Genomic DNA, 17,631 nt, shown 5'->3' with positions numbered 1-17,631 from the left:
CCCGTCCGGTAGTTACCCCGGTGGCTCGAGGAAGACGGCATGCCGCAGTGCCGTCCTGCCGTCCAGCCAGTCAAGCGTTGCAGGAGTAGATGGCGGCCACTGGCTTGGTGCGCGCATGCAGCAACTGAACGGCCCCAAGGACGAAAAGCACCACCGCCTCGCCCTTGAGGCCATTGCTGCGTTCGCAACAGATGGTCCGGCGCCTGCGTCGGCGGCAGGGCGTCGGGATCAAGTTCAAGGCACGTTCAATGGTCAGGATTTCCGGTTGTCGCCGGTGCCAGGCAGTGCCTGCAGATTGAACCGGACGCGGATTTTCTCGCGAAGAGCCGGATGGATTCCTTGAGTGTCCACCAGCAATCCCCACTGCTGCTTGTTGTGGTGGTGCGAAAGTTGGTGCAGCCCGAATGCGTGCATCATGGCATTGCGACGCGCTCCGACGTCCTGTGCATGGTTCACGGATTCCTTGACTGCCTTGAGGACGAAACTCCCCTTGTTGGCGATCTTCTTGGCGAGGTTCAGCGCGCTTTCCATCAACGCACCCGCCGGGAAAACCTGATTGACCATCCCGCATTGCTTTGCATCTTGAGCGGTCAGCCAGTCACCGGTCATCAGCCATTCCTTTGCCTTGCGGGAACCCAGTTCCCACGGATGCATGAAGAACTCGACGCCTGCGACGCCAAACTCGAGCGTTGGATCGCGAAACCGGGCATCGTCAGCCGCGACGATCATGTCGCAGCACCAGGCAAGCATGAGACCGCCGGCCACGCAAGACCCTTGCACCACCGCGATCGTCGGCTTGGCGAGGTTGCGCCAGCGTTCACACATCTCCAGGTAGATCTCCTTTTCCCTTCCATAGAGGCCTTCGACGCCCGGGCCGTCGAATGCAGCCCAGGTGCCCACCGTGCGGAAGTCACGCCAGGTTCTGTTGTGGTCGCCGCCCATGTCATGGCCGGCCGAAAAGTGATCGCCGTCCCCTGAGAGGATGATGACCTTCACTGCGTCATCCTGCGCGGCGCGGTCGAACGCTGCATTCAGCGCGTACGTCATCTCCATGTTCTGCGCGTTGCGCACGGCCGGTCGCGACATCGCGATGTTCACGATGTCCTGCGTGAAGTGCTCGTAGCGCACGCCGTCGTATGTGTGGGGGTCGAAGAATGTGGGCTGCATGGAAGTGGCTGCTGTGTTAGTGCTGCTGGTTGGGGTAAAGAGGGATCGGCTGTATCTTGGCTCCCGTGGCGGATGCGATGTGCTCACGCATCCGCAAGGTGATCTCAGCCTGCATTTCGCCCGGTGCGGGATGCAGTTTTTCGATGTCGTCGAGGATTGACGGGATGGGGTCGCTGACGGGGACGCCCAGCGAAAGTGCCCATTTCTCGACCTGGAAGATGAATTCCGGACTGATCCGTGGAGGAACCTCGGCGTTCATGGGGTCGCCCATGGCGTCATCCAGCGAAACAAAATCGACTGCTGCGGCCCGAAAGCAGTCCAGGATTTCCTCCAGGCAGTCCGCGGCAATGGACGTGCCATGGATCAGCCAGATGTGGATCGGGTCGCGGCCGAACACCGCCCTCGCGTTTGCCGCGTGAACACGCAACTCGTGCAGCGCGCTGGCCACATAGGCACGACGTATCTGCGCCGCCTCCTCGGGCGAACCGCGTTTCAATACCCGGCAGTACGCCGCATTCCAACGTATGTCGTGGAATCCGATGCTGACCGGGACCGGCGTGTAGCCCATGTCCTCGAGCCTGTCCAGGATGGCTCCGCACTTGCACGCGGTGTCGCCCCACAGATCCATGCAGAACCGGAAGCAGCGCCTTGGCGCCTGGTTGATGTAGCGGCCAAGGTACTTTTCTGCCTCTTCGATATCGCGGGCGTAAGTGTCTGCGTCCAACCAGTTGAGCGGTGGGTGGTTGTGCGTGTGGTTGGCCACATGATGGCCACTCTCGACCCACGTGTCGAAAACCTCCAGCAAGTTCGCGTCGTCTTCGATCGGGGCGGTGTTGGAGAACTGGTAAACCCCGGCCACGCCATGCGACTTCAAGGCGGAGATGATCGCGCGAATGTTTGATGGCACACTGTGCCTGGGAGCCATTGGCACCCCTCGAAGCAGCAGCATGTCGTCGATCGTGATCGCGATCTTCAGTCGGCCCAGGGGTGAAACGGGCAGGGGAGTCTTGTTGATGCCGGGGGTGGAATGCATGATGTCGGGACTAATCATTTGTCGGTCCCCGAGCATCGCCGCTGCACAGGCGCTCGTCTATTCAACAATACGAAAGGTGACTTTCAGCATGGAAAAGTGCAGGCGGCCGGATGTCGAAGACGGCATTTGGTCATCCACATGCTAGACCGCCCCCAGGAGCGGCCACAGGGCATGCCCAGGCGCTCTGTCCACTTCGATCTCGCCGACCTTCGCCTGATGGTGCGCATCGCCGACACCAACAGCCTCACGCGCGCTGCCGAACAGGTCCACATCTCGCTGCCTGCTGCGAGCAATCGGATCAAGCAACTTGAACAATCGGTGGCCACGCGCCTGATCAACCGGACCAGCAAGGGGCTGACGCTCACGGCCGCGGGCCAGGCGATGATCAAGCACGCGCGGCTGATCATGGAGCAGGTCGAGCTGTTGCGTGCCGAGATGCTTGATATCTCCGACGGCATCGATGGGCGCTTGCGGATCATGGCCAGCACCACTGCCATCAGTGAATTTCTGCCGCCTGTGATCGAGCAGTTCCTCGCAAGTCGGCCCGGAACCAGCATCGACTTGCGGGAACGCCTTTCAAGCGACATCGTTCGAGCGGTTGCGGAAGGGGTGGTTGATGTCGGCGTGATCCTCGAAGACGTTGGCACAACTGGTCTGGAGATTCTTCCCTATCGCACCGATCACATGGTGCTCGCTGTGCCGGCAGGACATCCTCTGGCCGAGCGGCGTTCTGTTTCTTTTGCCGAGACGCTGGATTTTGACCACGTCGGACTTTCCCAATCGAGCACGCTTCACAACTTCTTGCTCCAGCAGGCTGAAATGCTCAGGCGACACATCAATCTGCGAGCCCAAGTCGGCAATTTCGAAGCACTGTGCCGGATGGTTCAGGCACGGATCGGCGTCGGCGTGCTCACCCATCTGCCAGCCGCACGCCATGCGAAGTCGATGAACATCCGCATCGTGAGCCTGGAGGACGAGTGGTCGATTCGACCCCAGTACATCTGCATCAGAGGATTGGAGGAACTGCCACCGTTCGCACGTGAATTCGTCGAGATGCTGCGCGCGGATGCACGCGATAGCCAGAGCACCGTGAGTTGATACGTTACGGGGGTTAAGCAGGGCGAAACTGCTGTTTTCCAATAGTGAATTGCCAGGAGGCCGTCGCCTCGCGAATATGCGGGTCTGGCGGACACGTGCGCCTGCTGACAACTTCAAAATTGGAGACGAATATGTGTATCAAAAATGGCGTGAAGGTCGCGATAGCTGCTGTACTCGCTTTGACGCTTCAGAGTGGATTTTCCCAGGCGTGGCCATCGAAGCCGGTGCAACTGGTCGTGCCGTACCCGCCGGGAGGCGTGCTGGACAACTTCGCTCGGCCGATGGCGGAGGCGCTCAGCAAGGAGCTTGGGCAGCCTGTGGTGATCGATAACCGGGCCGGCGCGAATGGGATCATCGGGACGACGCGGTGTGCGAAGGCCTCCGCCGACGGCTACACGCTTTGCATCAGCAACGGCGACATCATGTCGCTCAATCCACAGCTGTACTCGAAGCTGCCCTATAGCCCGAAGACTGACCTGGTTCCCGTGGTCCGCATGGCGAACATGGTGGCGGCGATCGTGGTCTCCTCCGGCGTCGGCGCGAAGAACCTCAGCGAACTGGCTGCACTGGACAAGGCGAATCCCGGGAAGGTCAACTGGGGGACTTTCGGAACGGGCAGCACCTCGCACGTGTTCTTGACCGAGTACAACCGTGTGTTTGGAACCCAGCTGACCCACGTGCCGTACAACGGCTCGGCGCCGTTGATGCAGGCCTTGTTGGCGGGTGACGTGCAGTCCGCGATGTTGGCGCACGTCGCAGTGGCCCCGTACATCGAAACCGGAAGGCTGCGCGCGATCGCCGTGATGGGTGAAAAGCGGTCCGACTTCTTCCCTGGCGTGCAGACGATCAGCGAACAGAAATTCGCTTTCTCCGGCGAGAACTGGATCGGGCTGACCGCTCCTGCCGGCACGCCCCCGGCGGTCTTGGAGCGCGTCAATCTCGCAGTCAACAAGGTTCTCGCCGACCCGGGATTCCGCAAGCGCAGTCTCGAGGCCCTGGGGCTGGAGCCCGTGGGTGGATCGAGGGACGCGTTTGCGCAGTATCTCGGGCGCGAGCAGGCACTTTGGGCCGAGTTGATCTCGCACAGCAAGATCAAGCTGGACTGAGAACCAATCGGGATTTTTAGCCATATGAAACTGCATCACCCCCCCACCTTCTTCTCGTTGGTGCTGCGTGCCTTGCGCAAGTACCCGGGCCGCACAGCCTTCCGCCAGGGCGAATTGGCAGTTCTCTATCAAGACGCCATCGATTTCATGGGGAAAGTTCAGGCGGTGCTGAGTTCGCACGGCATGCGCCGGGGCGCGCGCGTCGCATTGCTGACGGAAAACAGGTACGAGACTTGGTGCGCGTCCGTCGCGGCACAGGGGCTCGGCGCTGCCACCAGCTGGCTGCACCCGCTCAGTTCGCTGGACTCCCAGGTGTCCCAGATCCGCGATGTGGGTGCTACCGTCCTGATCATCGACACGGATGGATTCACAACGCGGGCCCATGAACTCGCCGAGGCGCTCCCGGGCGTTTCCGTGTTCCACGTGGGAGAGGCTGGACCCGGTGCCGATCTTCTGGCGCTTGTCGCCCGGCATGAACAGGTCGAACCGGTCGAGCGGGCGATCGCGACCGACATCGGCACGTTGAATTTCACCGGGGGCACGACCGGCCGCCAGAAGGCCATCGTGCGCGAGGCAGGTCAGGTCGCGCTGATGTCCATCGCCATGAACAGTGAACTGGAGCTGCCCGATGGCGTGCAATATTTGGCGATCGCGTTGATCAGCCATGTCACAGGACAGTTGATTGCACCGACGCTGATGCGTGGCGGCACTGTCCATTTGATAAAGAAGTTCGACGCAGGCCAGGTACTGGAGATCATCCAGCGCGAGCGCATCAGTGCAACCCTGATGGTGCCCACGATGATCTACAAGCTTCTGGATGCGCCACTCGAGGAGTTCGACCTGGACAGCCTCGAGCTCGTGGTCTATGCGGGGTCCGTCATTTCGCCGGACCGCCTGAGGGAAGCGATTCAACGCATCGGCCCGGTCTTTTCCCAGGTCTATGCGCAGACAGAATGCACCCCCATCGCGATCTTGCGCCGCAAGGATCATGATCTGGACGATCCTGCATCCCTGGCAGCGTGTGGCTACTCCATGGCGACGGCCGAAATCGCGATTCTCGACGACAGCAATCAGCCGCTGGCGGCGGGCGAAATCGGTGAGATCTGCGTGCGAAGCCCGTCGGTGATGCAAGGCTATCTCGAGCAGCCGGAAGCCACCCGGCAAGCACTGGCTGGCGAGTGGTTGCACACCGGGGACATCGGTTTTTCCGATCCGCATGGCCGCCTGTCGATTGTGGACCGCAAGAAGGACATGATCGTGTCAGGGGGCTCGAACGTCTATCCGCGGGAGGTCGAGGATGTTCTGGCCGCGCATGCCGCTGTCGCATCCGCCGCCGTGATCGGCGTGCCCCATGCCACGTGGGGTGAAGCCGTCGCGGCGTTCGTCGTGTTGCGGGACGGGGCTGAAGCCGAGGCAGCTGACCTGATCGCCTACGTGCGGGAACGCAAGGGGCCGCTGATTGCACCGAAGCAAATCATCTTCGCAGATGCGCTGCCAACGACCCCCTTTGGAAAAATCGACAAGAAGAAGCTGCGAGCGCCTTTCTGGGAGCGAGAGACGAGATTGATTTGACGCGGGCAAGCCTCGCGTCCCGTGGCTTTTTTTGGTGCGCCGGTGGTAAGCCAGGCGCACGCCGATAGACGCGAGAATGACCGGCCTCGGGGCGCTTCAGCAAGCCGCAGCCTGCAGCGACGGGCGCCCCGTTTTTCGGGCATGGCCGGCCTGGAGCGCACACCCTTTCTCCTGACCGGGCAACAACCCGGTCGAAGCCCAGGCGGTGCAGGTCGCCCGTCCGGTCAGCGTCGTGCCGTCAAGCGACGCCAACACGGTCACTCGATGGCCACCCTGGCCGTCTTGACGTACTGGCCCCAGCGATCGATCTCGCTGAAATAGAAGTTCTGGTACGCGCGCTGATCCATGTGCTCGACGACGAAGAACATCTTCTTGGTCTGCTCGACGATGGCTGGCTCCCTGAGGGTGGCGTCGACTGCCTCGTGCACGCGCGAGATGACGTCTTCCGGCATTCCGGCCGGGCCGAAAATTCCCACCCATGGTCCCCGTTCGACATTGAGACCGATTTCTTTCAGGGTCGGGACGTCCGGAAACTCCGGCAGGCGTTGGGGCATTGAAACCGCCAGCAGGCGCAGCGTACCGCTGCGGATGTGGGGTTCCACGGTCGACAGGACGTTGATGGAACAATCGACCTGTTGAGACAGCTGGGCATTGAGCAGGGGCGCGGTGCCGTTGTAGGGCACATGCAGGAGATCGACGCTCTTGGCCACCTTCAGGGCCTCCATCATGAGGTGTCCGGACGTGGCGGTGCTCCACGAGCCGAAGCTCATCGGGGTCTTGGCATCCTTGGCCATCTGCAGGAACTGGTTCAGGTTCTTGGCTGGGTGTGAAGCGCTCACGACCAGGGCCGCAGGGAAGAAGCCCAGCGGCGCAATGGCAACAAATTCCTTCTTGGGGTCGTAAGGTGCCTTCTTCATCGCATGGGGCGCGATGGTGTGCGACTCCATGCCGCCGTAGACGAGCGTGTAGCCGTCGGCCGGGCTGCGCGCTGCCGCGACGCTACCGATGGTTCCGACGGCGCCGGGGCGGTTGTCAACCACGACGGCCTGGCCGAGCCGCTTCTGAAGACTCGTGCCCATGAGGCGCACGATCACATCGCCGCCGCCCCCCGCAGCCCAGGGGACGATGATCTTGATCGGACGGTGGGGGAACACAGCACCCTGTGCGAGCGTGGGGCACGCCCACGTTGACAACATCGTGGCGCCGAGGGAACCGAGCACGGTGCGGCGCTTGACCTGAGGTTGTGTCATGTCGATAGTCTCCAAGTTATGAGATGGGTGAACGGTCTGGCTGGCTTCGAGGCCGGCGGAATCAGCCGCCCCGCCGGCAATGGCGGCTGTCTTAGTTTTGGCGCAGCTCTTCAAGCAAGACGACCGCCCGGTCGGTGCGTACGTCGTGCTCCGCGGCCATGCGCCTGGCAACGACTTCGATCTCGTCACCCGTTGCCCCTGCGACCAGCGCGATGTTGCGTGCGTGTAGGGCCATATGGCCGCGCTGGATCCCTTCGGTGGCCAGGGCGCGCAGCGCTCCGAGGTTCTGGGCCAGGCCCACCGCGACGGCCACCTCGCCCAGTTCCTGCGCCGACCTGACGCCCATGATCTTGAGCGACAACCGGGCCAGCGGGTGTGTCTTGGTCGCGCCGCCCACCAGGCCCACGGGCATGGGCATTTCGATGGTGCCGACCAGCGCGCCCTGGGTGTCTTTCTCCCAGGTCGTCAGCGAGGTGTAGCGTCCGTTTCGGCAGGCGTAGGCATGGGCGCCGGCCTCGACCGCGCGCCAGTCGTTGCCGGTGGCAACGATGACGGGATCTATGCCGTTCATGATGCCTTTGTTGTGCGTGGCCGCGCGGTACGGATCGATGGCTGCGAAGGTGTAGGCATCGAGCACGCCTTCGATGATCTCTTCGCCGCTGCGCTCTTTGGTTCTGAGCGTTTCGGGCGTGAGCCGCACGCGGGCGCGTGACAGACGCAGGTCGGCCAGGTTGGACAGGATGCGCAGCCGCACGGTGCCGCCCGTGAGCTTCTCGACCAGGGGCGAAACCGATTCGGCCATGGTGTTGACGGTGTTGGCACCCATCGCGTCGCGCACGTCGACGATCAGGTGCATGACGACCATGGGACCGCGGGCCGTGTCGGGGAACACGTGGATCTCGATGTCGCGGCAGCCGCCGCCCAGGCCGATGAGGACCTTGTCGCGGCTGTTGGCGACCTCCAGGATCTCGTCACGGTGCTTCAGGAGCGCCAGGCGGGCGCCATAGGGGTCGGTGATGCCGATGACCTGCACCTGGGCACGCATCAGCGGTCCCGTGCTGGAGGTTTCGAAGCCGCCGCAGTCGCGGGCCAGCTTGGCCATGAACGAGGCCGCGGCCACGACGGAAGGCTCTTCGACCACCATCGGCACCAGGACATCGCGACCGTTGATCTGGAAGTTGCCGCCGATGCCGAACGGAAGTTCGAATGTTCCGATGACGTTCTCCACCATGCCGTTGGCACGTTCGACGCTGAGCGCGCCGGGCTGGTTGATGAGCGCGACGTCTCCCTCGGACAGGTTGGTGATGCGTGCGACATGTTCCAGGCGCTGCGCAGGGGTGAGTGAGCGGAAATTGGGGAGTCGTGAATCGACCATTGGGTGTCTACTGGGTGGTGGATACGGTATGGGCAAACTTTAAAACCGCCGTACCAAATAGTGAAGGTACAGTTTTGCCAAACAGTTTGCTTTCCGGGCAAAGACCGGCGATGTGTCATAGTTGATCAATGACAGTTGAAGGAAGCTCCCAGACACGTCGCCCCAGATCGGTTACCTTGCCCGTCGCGGTCGCCGACGACATCGAGCGGCAGATCCGCGACGGTGCCTACAAGGTCGGCGACAAATTGCCCTCGCTGCGTGAGATGGCCGAACTCCACAAGTACGCCAAGAACACGGTGGTCACCGCATTTGAATTGCTCGTTTCGCGTGGGCTGATTGAACCCCGCCGCGGTGCTGGGTACTTCGTGGTCGACAAACCGCCTTCCAGGGCGGCCGATGACGAGGCGGGAAGCTTGGGGCGAGCCATGGACATCGTCTGGCTGATGCGTGAGCAGCTCAAGAACGAGCCGGGCGCCTTGGCAATCGCCGATGGCTTCCCGCCAGTCGAATGGCTTTCGGATGTGAGGCTGGACAAGTACCACCAGAAAGTCGTGCGCACGGGGCTGGGCTCCCTGTTCCGCTATGGCAGCCGCTTCGGGTACGCGCCGCTGCGTGAGCATTTGGTGCGCAAACTCGCGGACTTTGGGATCGGCGCCGAACCGCGGCAGATCGTACTGACGCACGGTGCCAATGAGGCGATGGACATCGTTATTCGCTACTTCGTGCCGCCCGGCGGCAAGGTTCTGGTGGATGACCCTGGCTACTACCCTTTGTTCGGCAAGTTGAAGATGGCCAGCGCCGAGGTTCTAGGCGTGCCACGCCTGCACGATGGGCCGGACCTGGAGGCCCTGGAGCAGTTGTTGATCACCCAGCGGCCCAGGCTCTTCTTTACGCAGTCGATCGCACACAACCCGACAGGCTCGGACCTGTCCGCGGCAAAGGCCTTTCGCGTTCTGCAGCTGGCACAGAAATACGACCTGCTGATCGTTGAGAACGATCCGCTTGCGGACTTCAAGCCGACCTCGTCGCCGCGCCTGGCTTCTCTGGACCAACTCGAGCGCACGATCTACATCGGCAGCTTCTCAAAATCGTTCTCGGCCGCACTGCGCGTGGGCTTCATTGCTTGCGGCGCGGATTTGGCCAGTGACCTTGCCGATCTGAAAGCGCTGATCCACGTGAGCAGTTCTGAGTATTGCGAACGGACCGTCGATGTCATGTTGAGCGAAGGCCACTATCAACGACACCTGACCCGGTTGCGCAGTCGGCTGGGCGAAGCGACGGAGGGTGCGCGCGCGCTGTTCGAATCTGTAGGAGCGAACATCTTCGCAAAGAACGCCCAGTCCCTCTACCTGTGGGTATCCATGCCCGGGGTGGATGATTCGATGGCCCTTGCAGATTCGCTGCGCCCACACAACATCCGGTTGGCTCCGGGCAGGATTTTCAGCGTTGACACCTCCGCGACCTCGCCATGGTCACGCTATAACGTGGGGGCGGTGATGGACCCGAGGTTCAGAACAGCCCTCCAAAACGCGCTGGTGCAATTGGGCTCCTCCTAGCGTCCCACGATGCTCAAGAGCCTTGCTGCAGGTTCTCAATCGTTGTGCTTTCGTTGTTCGAGGCTCTCAAACGACGCATATCTAAACTGAGCGAGAGATCGGTAGTCACTTGTCGGTGCAGGGCACTCCAGGCTGGAATCGACCATGCGCTACCTCGGCATGAGGGGGTGATGCCTGGGAGAACTCCGGGCAGATCGATATCTGATCGACAGGCACCGAGGGTGGGGTGGCTCAGCGCCTGCGGTTCTTTTTCTGCCGTGGTCGTTCCTCACTTCTTCCAGGACCGTAGCATGAGAGCGTTGGTCACCACACTCACGCTGCTCAGGGCCATGGCAGCTCCGGCCACCATGGGATTCAGCAGTCCCAATGCCGCCAGGGGAATCCCGACCACGTTGTACGCGAATGCCCAGAACAGGTTCTGGCGGATCTTTGCGTAGGTACGCCGGGAGATATCGATGGCATCCGCGATCAGCGCAGGGTCTCCGCGCATGAGCGTGATCCCCGCCGCATGCGTGGCCACGTCCGTGCCCGTGGACATGGCAATTCCCACGTTTGCAGCCGCCAGAGCGGGCGCGTCGTTGATCCCGTCACCCACCATCGCCACCTGTCTGCCACCGGCCTTGAGCTGGGCCACGATATCCGCCTTGCCTTCCGGCAGCACATCGGCGCGAACCTGATCGATGCCCAAGGCGCGGGCCACCGCGCCTGCGCTTCCCTTGTTGTCCCCGGTGACCAGGACGGTCTGGATGCCCAGGCTGTGCAGTTGGGCAATGGCCTGTTGGGAGCTGGGCTTGACGGTGTCTCCAAACGCCAAGAGTCCCACCACTTCCGGCGCATCGGTCACGTCGGCCAACCAGGACACAGTGCGGCCTTCTTGCTGCATCTGTGCGGCGGTAACCGTCAGGCTGGCCGTGTCGACGCCTAGCTCATCCATGTAACGCGTGCTTCCCAGGCGGATCTGGCGTCCTTTGACGACAGCAGACATACCTCTGCCAGGCACGGCAGTGACCTCGGTGGCCCGAGGCACGATCACGCCCTGGATGCGCGCTGCATCCATCACCGCCTTCGCCAGCGGATGCTCGCTGCCGTTCTGAATGGCGGCCGCAAACGGCAACAGCTGATCCCGGTGGCCTTCGGCGGGTATCGCTGCCGTCAAGGTGGGCTTGCCCTCTGTCAGGGTGCCGGTCTTGTCGAACGCCACCGTGTCGATGCGGTGGGCAACTTCAAGTGCTTCGGCATCCTTGATCAGAATACCGTGGCGTGCTGCTACACCGGTGCCCGCCATGATCGCGGTGGGAGTCGCCAAGCCGAGCGCACAAGGGCACGCAATGACAAGTACCGCGACGGCATTGAGGATCGCCTGCTCCCAGTGGCCAGTGGCGAAGCCCCAGCCCATCAGTGTGATGGCAGCAAGGCCGAGCACCACGGGCACAAAGACCGCACTCACTTCATCCACTATCCGCTGGATGGGAGCCTTCTTGGCCTGTGCCGACTCCACCATGCGCACGATGCGCGACAGGGTTGACTCAGCGCCAATGGCGGTGGTGCGCACCAGCAGCAAGCCTTCCGCGTTCACTGCGCCCCCTGTCACCTTGTCACCGACGTGCTTCGCCACGGGCAGGCTCTCCCCGGTGATCAATGACTCATCCACCTGGCTGGCGCCTTCGATCACAGCACCATCCACCGGGACTCTTTCCCCTGGACGAACAACCACCGTATCACCTACTTTCACACGTGAAAGCGGTAGATCGATGTCACCGGCATCAGTGCGCACGCGCGCAATCTCCGGGCGCAGCGCATGCAGCGCCCGGATGGCCTCAGTGGTTTGCCGCTTGGCCCGGGCCTCCAGCCACTTCCCCAGAAGGACTAGCGTGACGATGACTGCGGAGGCTTCAAAATACAGGTGGGGGGTGCCGTGCTCGGCGTGCTTGAACAACAGATACAAGCTCAAGCCGTACCCGGCCGACGTACCCAGCGCCACCAGCAGATCCATGTTTCCTGCCCCTGCACGCAGCGCCTTCCAGCCGGCACGGTAAAACCGCGCTCCCAGCCAGAACTGCACTGGCGTGGCCAAGGCGAGTTGAATCCAGCCGTTGAGTGTCCAGTCCTGGCCGAACAGCATGCCCACCATGGGCAACACCAGAGGAACGGACAGGCCCCCCGCCAGCGCGACCGGCCACCAAGGCGCAGACTGATTCGCGGGTTCAGCCGGAGTGCTCGCATCCACCATCTGGGCCTCATAGCCCGCCTTTGCAACGGCGGCTACCAGACGTTCGGGTGGCAAGCCTGCATCGAAACGAATCTGCGCACGCTCGGTGGCCAGATTGACTTCGGCATGCTTCACGCCAAGCACGGCCTTCAGCGCCTTTTCGACACGTCCAACGCACGAAGCGCACGTCATCCCGCCGATCAACAACTCCATGGATTCCTCCGCCACTGCGTATCCCGCCTTTTGCACGGCCGCAGCCAGAGCAGTGACTGCCACCGTGGCGGCGGCCACCACGGTGGCGCGCTCCGTGGCAATGTTCACGGTCACCTCGCGGACACCGGGTACGGCTTTCAGTGCCTTTTCAACCCGCCCAACGCAGGAGCCGCAGGTCATGCCCAGAATCGGGAGATTCAGGTGTGCGCTCGACAGGGCGGCGGACGAGGCCGCTTCATTCACGGGGGTATTCATGGCAATCTCCAAGTGGTGTTCAACTCCGGCGGTATCCGGCACAGCCCGGACTTTCAGGGTTGACACGGTGGGAGACGCAAACGAGTCAGCATGTCTTGGACAGGCCACCATCCGGCCACTTGACCTTGCCCCTGTGGCAAACCGGAGACTGGGCACCTCTTAACTTTTCCCCAGAGGTGAAAAATGCACGAATTCCAACTTCCCGACATGACCTGCGGACACTGTGCGGGGATGGTGAACCAGACGCTGCAGATGGCAGACCCTGACTGCAAGGTGCGGGTGGACATGTCCAGGCGGATGGTCACGGTGCAAAGCGCGGAAGACCGCAAGACACTGGCCGAGGCACTGACCGAGGCCGGATACCCACCCGCCTGATTCGGTCCGGATAAAAAAGGAACGTCCGGGGAGCTTGACATTGACACGGTGGCAAGGAGGAAAGTCCTGGCTACCGGGTTATTTCATTGCACAGGAGCATCCATGACCACACTCATGAACATCGGCGACGCGGCCAAAGCGGCAGGCGTATCGGCCAAGATGATCCGCCACTACGAGCAAACAGGATTGTTGCCAGAAGCCGAGCGCAGCGAGTCTGGCTATCGAAAGTACGGTGAACGTGAAGTTTCGGTACTGCGTTTCATCCGGCAGTCGCGCCGCCTCGGATTCTCCATGCCACAGATTGCGGAGTTGATCGGCCAATGGGGCGACACGCACCGCACCAGTCGGCAGGTGAAAGCGATTGCCGAGCGCCATCTGGCGGATCTGGAGGAGAAGCTGCGGGAGATTGTCGAGATGAAATCGGCGTTGGAGCAGTTGGTTTCTGTGTGCGCTGGCGACGACCATGCGCATTGCGCAATCCTGGACAACTTGGCGGCGGACAGTCCGTCGAAGCCCAACCACAACGCCAGTTTCGTCAAGCCCACTCGGCGCGGAGCCAAGGCGTCCAGAACACACCTTGAAGCGACCCACGCGCCGACGAACAGTCATCTGGATCTCATGACGTGGATGCGAGGTGTCCACGTACATCGAGGGGGGCACTGAACCAGGCCGCGGGTGGGACCATGGAACCATCGCCTTGTGCCGCGATGGTGGCCGACCGTGGCAGGGCCTTCTTGTGCGGCGCGGCCTCACGCACCGGCTTGCCTGGCAGGCTCCATGGCGCTGACGACCGTCTTGCAGCCCTCATCGATCACCATGAACTGGATCTCAAGGGCGGCCGCTGTGGGCGCTTGACATTCCCACCGTGTCAAGCCTTAACGTTGCAACAAGGTCTCGCACCATCTTGAGGACTTCTTGGAGAACGCCATGAACAACGAACCCACCACACAGCGCCTGGAGAGGAATCGGACAAAAAATAGCCTCGGCAGACTTTCAACACATCGATAGGGAGGCCATCCATGCCAGCTGCAGCACCGCACGATCACGCAAGCCACGGACATCAGCATCATGAGGGCCATCACGGGCATTCACCTGCGCCATCAACAGGGTTGAAAGATCCAGTCTGCGGCATGGAGGTGACGGACCAGTCGCATCACTCGGCAGAGCACGAAGGACATCGCTACTACTTTTGCAGCGCCAAGTGCAAAACACGCTTTGTGGAAGCGCCGCAAAAATTCCTGTCTACGCCGCGGAGCGACCGTGCCCCTCAGCCCAAGCCCGCAGCGGCGCAACCCGGCACGATCTACACCTGTCCCATGCACCCGGAGGTGCAGCAGGACCACCCCGGGAACTGCCCCAGGTGCGGCATGACACTGGAGCCCATGCTGCCCACGCTGGATGAGGGAGAAAACGCGGAACTCGTGGATTTCCGGCATCGCTTCTGGTGGACGCTGCCTCTCACAGTAGTGGTCGCTGTCCTGGCGATGCTTGGGCACCGGTTGCAGTGGTTCGAGATGGCGACTCAGAGCTGGATTGAGCTGGTCCTCACGGTACCCATCGTCCTGTGGGCGGGCTGGCCCTTCTTCGTGCGCGGTGCGCAGTCGGTCGTGAACCGCAGCCCCAACATGTGGACGCTGATCAGCCTGGGCACCGGTGCCGCTTTCGTCTACAGCGTGGTCGCGACCGTTGCGCCGGGGGTGTTTCCCGCCTCGTTCCAGGCCATGGGGCGCGTGGCGGTGTATTTCGAAGCTGCAGCCGTCATCATCTCGCTCACGCTCCTCGGCCAGATGCTGGAGCTGAAAGCGCGCTCCCAGACCTCGGCCGCCATCAAATCGCTGTTGGGCCTGACACCCAAGACGGCGCGGCGCATCGACGCCAACGGCCAGGAGAGCGACGTGCCGCTGTCCCACGTCCATGTGGGTGACCTGCTGCGCGTGCGCCCCGGGGAGAAGGTGCCGGTGGATGGCGTGGTCGTCGAGGGGAGCAGCGCCGTGGACGAAGCCATGCTCACTGGCGAGCCGGTGCCCATCGTCAAAGGGCCCGGGGATGCGGTCATCGGTGCCACGCTCAATACCAACGGAGCGCTCGTGATCCGGTCGGAGCGGGTCGGCTCCGCCACCATGCTGTCCCAGATCGTTCAGATGGTGGCCCAGGCACAGCGCTCCCGGGCTCCCATGCAGCGCATGGCGGACCAGGTGGCGGGGTACTTCGTGGTGGCCGTGGTCGGTATCGCGTTGCTCACGCTCTTCGCGTGGGGCCTGTTCGGTCCTGAGCCACGGTGGGTCTATGGCCTGGTCAATGCCGTGGCCGTGCTGATCATCGCGTGTCCCTGCGCGTTGGGCCTGGCAACACCCATGTCCATCATGGTGGCCACGGGCCGGGGGGCGACCCGTGGCGTGCTGTTCAGGGACGCGGCAGCCATCGAGAACCTGCGCAAGGTGGACACGCTGATCGTGGACAAGACTGGCACGCTCACAGAGGGCAAACCCTCCTTCGAGCGTGTGGTGGCCATGCCCGGCATATCCAACGACGAAGTGTTGCGTCTGGCTGCCAGCCTGGACCAAGGCAGCGAGCACCCGCTGGCCGACGCCATTGTGCAGGCGGCCCGCGCCAAGGGGCTGGCCCTGGACAAGCCCGAGGACTTCGAGTCCGGGTCGGGCATCGGCGTACGCGGACGGGTCGGCGGGCGCCAGATCGCCCTGGGAAACACGGTCCTCATGGAGCAGGTGGGCGTTTCTGCGGATCCGCTGCTTGCGCAGGCAGAGGCCTTGCGCGCCACAGGCGCCAGCGTGATGTACCTGGCGGCCGATGGCCAGCTTCAAGGCCTGCTGGCGGTCTCGGATGCCATCAAGGCCAGCACGCCGGAAGCGCTGGCGACCTTGCACGCGGCGGGACTGCGCATTGTCATGGCCACGGGCGACGGCATGACCACCGCCAAGGCGGTGGGGGCCAAGCTGGGGATTGATGAGGTCCATGGCGAGGTCAAGCCTGCGGACAAGCTGGCCCTGGTGTCGCGGCTGCAGGCCGAAGGCCGTGTTGTCGCCATGGCGGGGGACGGGATCAACGACGCGCCCGCCCTTGCCAAGGCGGATGTGGGGATCGCGATGGGCACCGGCACCGACGTGGCGATGAACAGCGCACAGGTCACCTTGGTCAAGGGCGATCTGCGGGGTATTTCCACAGCGCGGGAACTGTCCGAGGCGACGGTGGGCAACATGAAGCAGAATCTCATGTTCGCCTTCCTCTACAACGCGCTGGGCATACCGATTGCGGCAGGGCTGCTGTATCCCTTCACCGGCTGGCTGCTGTCGCCGATGATCGCGGCCCTGGCGATGAGCCTGAGTTCTGCCTCGGTGATCACCAACGCCCTGCGGCTTCGCAAGGGCTGAGATGGACTCGCAGGCACCGAGTTGATCTGGGTGAGGTCCCTGGCCGGCATTTCCGCAAGACAGCAAGGAAACCGGCATCCTGTCAGCATGCACGGTGCTCGCAGGCCCGTTTTCGACGGCTTCGGCCTGGCGGGCACCACGACGGTGATGGAAGCCGTCTGCGGTGCCGCTCCGGGGGGCTCGGTGGGCCATGGGCCCGAATCGATCGATGCGCTTGCGCGGCTTTTTGCCGACTCGCATTCAATGCCAATTGCGATGAGCGATGAGCGGTCCAATCATGTGGTCCTGACGGCGCCCACATGCCGCATCCGGCATGACGGGGTCGTCTCGTATGCTCTCTACAGAGAATGACTCCCAGATGGATACCTCCCAGGAACCCGATATGAAGCCCCCGCTCACACCAACCGGCATCACCCTCTACGGCAACCGTGAATCTGGCCATAGCAACAAGGTGCGCCTGGCATTGGTGTTTGGGCAGGTTGAGCATGACTATGTCCATATCGACATCTTTGTGCCGCCTGAACAACGACCAGAGCCATTTCGCAGCCTGGCGCGTTTCAATGAGGTACCGCTCCTGGTGTGGGGAGCGGAGAGTTTCGTGCAGTCCAACGCCATTCTGTGCCTGCTGGCAGAGCGCCTGCAGCGCCTGGGTGGCGAGAGCCCGCAGCGCATGGCGCGTGTGCGCGAATGGCTGTTCTGGGAAGCCAATCGTCTCGGCCTGTCGCTGCCACATGTTCGGTTTGCCCGCCAGTTTGCCCCGCAGGAGTATCCCGGCGGCACACCGGAATGGCTGCTGGCGCGCTATCAGCGCGACATAGCGCGGCTTGAGGCCGAGCTGAGCGACGGACGCGCATTCATCCTCGACGAGCAGCTATCGGTCGCTGATTGCGCGCTCTGCGGCTACCTGTTCTGGGCGGATGACGTGGGGCTCGACGTTCCGCCACACGTGCGTGCCTGGCTGCGTCGAATCCAGCAACTGCCGGGCTGGCAGCCTCCTCGCGAACTGCTGTCCGCTGCGCCTTGATCTGGCCCT

The 17,631-nt window shown here is 62.7% G+C and carries 13 protein-coding genes; 8 read left to right on the top strand and 5 right to left on the bottom strand.

Annotation, left to right across the window (positions count from 1 at the left end; translation table 11 throughout):
• Window positions 1-252: 252 nt before the first annotated feature.
• Together AC3RCE_RS21615 and AC3RCE_RS21610 are read right to left on the bottom strand one after the other, a co-directional pair.
• A complete protein-coding gene (locus AC3RCE_RS21615; RefSeq protein WP_492253918.1) occupies window positions 253-1,167 on the bottom strand; it encodes an enoyl-CoA hydratase in 915 nt (304 codons plus the stop codon).
• A 16-nt stretch (window positions 1,168-1,183) separates the two neighbouring features.
• The gene (locus AC3RCE_RS21610; protein WP_492253917.1) at window positions 1,184-2,200 is read right to left on the bottom strand and encodes a polysaccharide deacetylase family protein; all 1,017 of its coding nucleotides are present in this window, start codon (window positions 2,198-2,200) and stop codon (window positions 1,184-1,186) included.
• 171 nt (window positions 2,201-2,371) lie between these two features.
• Between AC3RCE_RS21610 and AC3RCE_RS21605 the strand changes: the two genes are divergently transcribed.
• The 3 genes from AC3RCE_RS21605 (at window position 2,372) to AC3RCE_RS21595 (ending at window position 5,976) form a co-directional block, all read left to right on the top strand.
• Window positions 2,372-3,298 carry a LysR family transcriptional regulator gene (locus tag AC3RCE_RS21605; RefSeq protein ID WP_218296204.1) on the top strand — a complete coding sequence of 309 codons (927 nt, stop codon included), beginning with the start codon at window positions 2,372-2,374 and terminating at the stop codon, window positions 3,296-3,298.
• Window positions 3,299-3,429: 131 nt separating this feature from the next.
• Window positions 3,430-4,404, top strand: a complete 975-nt coding sequence (locus tag AC3RCE_RS21600; protein ID WP_218366903.1) for a Bug family tripartite tricarboxylate transporter substrate binding protein — start codon at window positions 3,430-3,432, stop codon at window positions 4,402-4,404.
• Window positions 4,405-4,428: 24 nt separating this feature from the next.
• Window positions 4,429-5,976, top strand: coding sequence for an AMP-binding protein (locus AC3RCE_RS21595; RefSeq protein WP_492244634.1), 1,548 nt, complete (start codon window positions 4,429-4,431; stop codon window positions 5,974-5,976).
• Window positions 5,977-6,233: 257 nt separating this feature from the next.
• Here the strand turns inward: AC3RCE_RS21595 and AC3RCE_RS21590 are convergent, their stop codons facing one another.
• Both AC3RCE_RS21590 and AC3RCE_RS21585 read right to left on the bottom strand, forming a co-directional pair.
• Complete coding sequence (locus AC3RCE_RS21590; protein ID WP_492253916.1) at window positions 6,234-7,226, bottom strand: Bug family tripartite tricarboxylate transporter substrate binding protein; 993 nt, start codon at window positions 7,224-7,226, stop codon at window positions 6,234-6,236.
• A 91-nt stretch (window positions 7,227-7,317) separates the two neighbouring features.
• On the bottom strand, window positions 7,318-8,601 hold the full coding sequence (locus AC3RCE_RS21585) for a hydroxymethylglutaryl-CoA reductase, degradative (RefSeq protein ID WP_218296200.1): 1,284 nt from the start codon (window positions 8,599-8,601) through the stop codon (window positions 7,318-7,320).
• A 128-nt stretch (window positions 8,602-8,729) separates the two neighbouring features.
• Between AC3RCE_RS21585 and AC3RCE_RS21580 the strand changes: the two genes are divergently transcribed.
• Window positions 8,730-10,157: an aminotransferase-like domain-containing protein gene (locus AC3RCE_RS21580; protein WP_492253915.1), complete on the top strand. Its 1,428-nt coding sequence runs from the start codon at window positions 8,730-8,732 to the stop codon at window positions 10,155-10,157.
• Window positions 10,158-10,425: 268 nt separating this feature from the next.
• Here AC3RCE_RS21580 and AC3RCE_RS21575 read toward each other — a convergent pair whose 3' ends face one another.
• Entirely contained in the window at window positions 10,426-12,834 is a 2,409-nt protein-coding gene (locus AC3RCE_RS21575) for a heavy metal translocating P-type ATPase (protein ID WP_492253914.1), read from the bottom strand.
• Window positions 12,835-13,017: 183 nt separating this feature from the next.
• Between AC3RCE_RS21575 and AC3RCE_RS21570 the strand changes: the two genes are divergently transcribed.
• The 4 genes from AC3RCE_RS21570 to AC3RCE_RS21555 all read left to right on the top strand — a co-directional run bounded on the left by AC3RCE_RS21570 (window position 13,018) and on the right by AC3RCE_RS21555 (window position 17,622).
• Window positions 13,018-13,209, top strand: a complete 192-nt coding sequence (locus AC3RCE_RS21570; protein WP_218296197.1) for a heavy-metal-associated domain-containing protein — start codon at window positions 13,018-13,020, stop codon at window positions 13,207-13,209.
• A gap of 102 nt (window positions 13,210-13,311) precedes the next feature.
• Window positions 13,312-13,872: a Cu(I)-responsive transcriptional regulator gene (cueR, locus tag AC3RCE_RS21565; RefSeq protein ID WP_369643419.1), complete on the top strand. Its 561-nt coding sequence runs from the start codon at window positions 13,312-13,314 to the stop codon at window positions 13,870-13,872.
• A 356-nt stretch (window positions 13,873-14,228) separates the two neighbouring features.
• On the top strand, window positions 14,229-16,598 hold the full coding sequence (locus AC3RCE_RS21560) for a heavy metal translocating P-type ATPase (RefSeq protein ID WP_492253913.1): 2,370 nt from the start codon (window positions 14,229-14,231) through the stop codon (window positions 16,596-16,598).
• Between the two features lie 382 nt (window positions 16,599-16,980).
• Window positions 16,981-17,622 carry a glutathione S-transferase family protein gene (locus tag AC3RCE_RS21555; RefSeq protein ID WP_492253912.1) on the top strand — a complete coding sequence of 214 codons (642 nt, stop codon included), beginning with the start codon at window positions 16,981-16,983 and terminating at the stop codon, window positions 17,620-17,622.
• Window positions 17,623-17,631 lie beyond the last annotated feature (9 nt).

The sequence above is a fragment of the Acidovorax sp. GW823-FHT05D11 genome (assembly GCF_058795695.1).
The sequence above is the reverse complement of the archived record's forward strand: the minus strand, read 5'-3'. Positions and strand labels throughout refer to the sequence as shown.

What these genes read in the sequence shown, in the direction of transcription:
- AC3RCE_RS21615 (WP_492253918.1), bottom strand. Translation starts at nt 1,167, where the DNA reads ATGCAGCCCACATTCTTCGACCCCCACACATACGACGGCGTGCGCTAC.
- AC3RCE_RS21610 (WP_492253917.1), bottom strand. Translation starts at nt 2,200, where the DNA reads ATGCATTCCACCCCCGGCATCAACAAGACTCCCCTGCCCGTTTCACCC.
- AC3RCE_RS21605 (WP_218296204.1), top strand. Translation starts at nt 2,372, where the DNA reads ATGCCCAGGCGCTCTGTCCACTTCGATCTCGCCGACCTTCGCCTGATG.
- AC3RCE_RS21600 (WP_218366903.1), top strand. Translation starts at nt 3,430, where the DNA reads ATGTGTATCAAAAATGGCGTGAAGGTCGCGATAGCTGCTGTACTCGCT.
- AC3RCE_RS21595 (WP_492244634.1), top strand. Translation starts at nt 4,429, where the DNA reads ATGAAACTGCATCACCCCCCCACCTTCTTCTCGTTGGTGCTGCGTGCC.
- AC3RCE_RS21590 (WP_492253916.1), bottom strand. Translation starts at nt 7,226, where the DNA reads ATGACACAACCTCAGGTCAAGCGCCGCACCGTGCTCGGTTCCCTCGGC.
- AC3RCE_RS21585 (WP_218296200.1), bottom strand. Translation starts at nt 8,601, where the DNA reads ATGGTCGATTCACGACTCCCCAATTTCCGCTCACTCACCCCTGCGCAG.
- AC3RCE_RS21580 (WP_492253915.1), top strand. Translation starts at nt 8,730, where the DNA reads ATGACAGTTGAAGGAAGCTCCCAGACACGTCGCCCCAGATCGGTTACC.
- AC3RCE_RS21575 (WP_492253914.1), bottom strand. Translation starts at nt 12,834, where the DNA reads ATGAATACCCCCGTGAATGAAGCGGCCTCGTCCGCCGCCCTGTCGAGC.
- AC3RCE_RS21570 (WP_218296197.1), top strand. Translation starts at nt 13,018, where the DNA reads ATGCACGAATTCCAACTTCCCGACATGACCTGCGGACACTGTGCGGGG.
- cueR (WP_369643419.1), top strand. Translation starts at nt 13,312, where the DNA reads ATGACCACACTCATGAACATCGGCGACGCGGCCAAAGCGGCAGGCGTA.
- AC3RCE_RS21560 (WP_492253913.1), top strand. Translation starts at nt 14,229, where the DNA reads ATGCCAGCTGCAGCACCGCACGATCACGCAAGCCACGGACATCAGCAT.
- AC3RCE_RS21555 (WP_492253912.1), top strand. Translation starts at nt 16,981, where the DNA reads ATGAAGCCCCCGCTCACACCAACCGGCATCACCCTCTACGGCAACCGT.